Source organism: Clostridiales bacterium (genome assembly GCA_012512255.1).
Classification (GTDB): Bacteria; Bacillota; Clostridia; order Christensenellales; family DUVY01; genus DUVY01.
Genome location: JAAZDJ010000084.1, coordinates 1 through 2885, shown reverse-complemented (window position 1 = coordinate 2885; position 2885 = coordinate 1). Strand labels below are relative to the sequence as shown.

Genomic DNA, 2885 nt, shown 5'->3' with positions numbered 1-2885 from the left:
GGAAACAATCCAAAACCACCTAAAAGACTATCGCGAGTTTTTTGAAAAAACCAAAGAACTGATAAACAAAAACGGCTTCCAAGAAAAAAGCCCCGGATTTTGCACTAAGCTGTGCGTCGTTTTGTCGCTTGAGCTGCAGACGCTTCTTGATAGCTCTACTTCCAAGCTCGCCGAAATGGTTTTGTCGGGTAGCTGCATGGGGCTTATAAAAGCGCTGAAAAACAAGAAAAAATACGCCGACGCCGAACAAGATGTTCTTGAGATTGCCCAAGATTATATCTCTGCGCTGGAAAGACATATTCAAGAGTTAAAAACATATTTATAAGCGGCCAAAACTCTTTGGAAGTTTTTATATGGCGGCTATAAAAGGCAAAAAGACATATTTATAAGGGTAAAAATCTAAAAAACAGCCCCTTTATAAAAACGGGTTGTTTTTTAGTTAATCTCTATTGACCAATAATTTTTATATTCTTGTTTTTGGTTTAAACGGATAACGCCCCTTTTGCTCTCTATGTCGTCTATTTTAAAAGAATGCGAAGGCAGGCCCGCCCATGGCTCAATGCACAAAAAAGGCGCGCTTGTTTTGGGCGTTTTCCATAGCGCTATATAGGGCATATCGGGATATGAGATTTTGACTTTCTTCGGGTCAAGATTTGACTCTAAAGATATTGAACGGCTGGCGCTGCCAAAAATCAAAGCGTCGTTGTCAAAAAGCCTGTGGCTCAGCGGCAATATCCTGCCCTCTTGCAGCTCAAAGGGCGTGACTTTGCCGCTCAAAAAATAAGAAGAATTTAATTCCAATTTGAAAATAGACTTTGGCTCGCTAAACTTTACATAATAATCCTCAAAGTTCAGTCCATAGCTTATCGGCACGATAAAGCCGGGTTTTGCGCCTATGCTAAAATATATGGGCTTGTCGTCCAAATTATCTACCGAGTATTCAATCTCAATTATGTTTTTTATTAATTTATAAGTCACGCCGAACAAAAACTTAAAGGGATACATCTCAAGCGTATAGTCGTTATACTTAAACTCAAAGGATATTAGATCTTGTTCGCGCTTAACCAAATCAAACTCTACCCAATGCAAAAAACCGTTTCTTCGCATCTTGTAGGTTTTGCCTTTGTATGTATAAATGCCTTGGTTAAGCCTGCCGATTATCGGGAATAGATTAAAAGCCCAACCGTCCAGAACATCAAAAGATCTTCTAAAATATTCTTTATTATTTTTCTTTATTGAGATAATAGCGGCGCCCGCGTCGCATACCTTGACGCTAAGCTCCTCGTTAGCGATAGAATAATTCATTAGCTTCTTCCTAAACTCTTTTCCCTAAAACCTTTATTAATTATATCATTTTTATTTTTTCTAACAAAGGATTTTGAATTAAATTTTGGAATCAGCTTAAGCTTTTAACTATATCAAAATTCTCCTATACCCGTATCTGCCTTTGTTAAGGATAAACAGTTTTTTTATCTCTTGCTTTTCATTTAGTGGATAGGTTAACCTTAGCTCCGAAACGATCAACGCTTTTTGTCGTTCTTGCGCTCGTCCGCAAGAACTAAGGCGTTCAGTTTTTTTAAATACTCTAGCTCCATCTTGAGTCTCTGGTTCTCAGCAATCAGGTCTTCTTCAATCTCAGGTTTTAGCTTTCTCGGCCTTCCAATATTAGCAACCCTGCTTTTGAGGCTCTCCCTCTTCTTTCTTTTGTCAAACCTTCTGCTCCTTCCTCTAAATATATGCGCCCCAAGCCTGTGGCCTTTTTTCCGAAATATTATATTTCCGACATGTCTCTCTATAGCTCAGCTTGTTCTCGCGCATATCCAGTATAACTATAACTTGAATTCGCGCTATACTTCTTGTTCTTTTCATTTCTCTTTTCCATAAAAAAATGCACCTCCAAATGTGTCTAACTTTTGGGGTGCATATCATATTCTTGGGGCTTTTTTATTAAACTTAAAATATTATAATTAAATTATTTATGATATTTCAATATTATCATAGGGATAAGGTTGAGTTATCATAGGGTAATTATGGATCATTGTCACGCTTGATATTAAATAAGAAATATAACTCAAAACTCCGCCGCAAAATTCATCTAAATTATCTTTCATTAACGATATTAGCTCTTGTTTGTCCAAAATATCGCTTGTTTTTTCTTTAAAAAACGCTTCAACTAAGCAAGTAATTGAAAGCTTAAATAAAGAAGCGGGTTCAAAACCAATAATTCTGGATATCTCATATTTTATTTTTTCACAAGTAATTTCGTTTATTTTAATTTTGTCATTATAAATTAGTTTTAATTTTTTTTGAGGTCCTTCGTCATCTTGTATCATATCATAAACGAAATTTTTTAAATCAATTTTTTTCTCTAATTTGAAAAGATCTTTATATTTCTTTTTTTTAGTTTGCGCCATGATATTTTTCTCCTCTAGTGGGCTTATACAATATTCTTTGAAACGCTTCTCTTTTTGAATCAATAATTTCAATAATAGTTGTTTTGCTTGGTTTAAATTGTTGGTTTGCGCAATAAAATGCAAGGGCTTCGCTTACAAAATGATTTAAACTTACATTATTTTCTTGAGCGCAAATAGCGCATCTGCGATGAAGCTGTTTTGATATTCTAACAGTAAACTTGCCGCTATACTCATCTTCATCTTTGCTAGGGGTGGGCAATGGTCTGTTGTTCTCTTCAAAAAAAGCAATTAGCGCTTTTAGATTTTCTTCGCATTCTTCAATAGCTTCAATTTTAGTGCAACCCTGCCCAAAACACGAATTAAAGTCAGGAAACCTAGCAATCCAAAATTTATCATCTCCCTCAACAACGCAACTTATTTCCATTTTATAATCATCTATTCCATATTTCATTGCTACTCCCTCCCATATAT

General features: G+C 35.5%; 4 protein-coding genes. 1 reads left to right on the top strand and 3 read right to left on the bottom strand.

The window, feature by feature from the left end:
* Positions 1-325 (top strand): hypothetical protein (locus tag GX756_04585; GenBank protein NLC17138.1); only part of this gene is annotated, 325 nt, incomplete at its 5' end.
* 110 nt (positions 326-435) lie between these two features.
* On the opposite strand, the gene GX756_04580 is transcribed toward GX756_04585, so the two are convergent.
* From GX756_04580 to GX756_04570, 3 genes are all read right to left on the bottom strand, one after another.
* A complete protein-coding gene (locus GX756_04580) occupies positions 436-1305 on the bottom strand; it encodes an aldose 1-epimerase family protein (protein ID NLC17137.1) in 870 nt (289 codons plus the stop codon).
* 671 nt (positions 1306-1976) lie between these two features.
* Complete coding sequence (locus GX756_04575) at positions 1977-2414, bottom strand: hypothetical protein (GenBank protein ID NLC17136.1); 438 nt, start codon at positions 2412-2414, stop codon at positions 1977-1979.
* Complete coding sequence (locus GX756_04570) at positions 2401-2865, bottom strand: type II toxin-antitoxin system HicB family antitoxin (GenBank protein NLC17135.1); 465 nt, start codon at positions 2863-2865, stop codon at positions 2401-2403. The genes GX756_04575 and GX756_04570 overlap by 14 nt, the downstream gene beginning before the upstream one ends.
* Positions 2866-2885: the final 20 nt, after the last annotated feature.

Coding starts and splice junctions, on each gene's coding strand:
- GX756_04580 (NLC17137.1), bottom strand. CDS start 1,305: ATGAATTATTCTATCGCTAACGAGGAGCTTAGCGTCAAGGTATGCGAC.
- GX756_04575 (NLC17136.1), bottom strand. CDS start 2,414: ATGGCGCAAACTAAAAAAAAGAAATATAAAGATCTTTTCAAATTAGAG.
- GX756_04570 (NLC17135.1), bottom strand. CDS start 2,865: ATGAAATATGGAATAGATGATTATAAAATGGAAATAAGTTGCGTTGTT.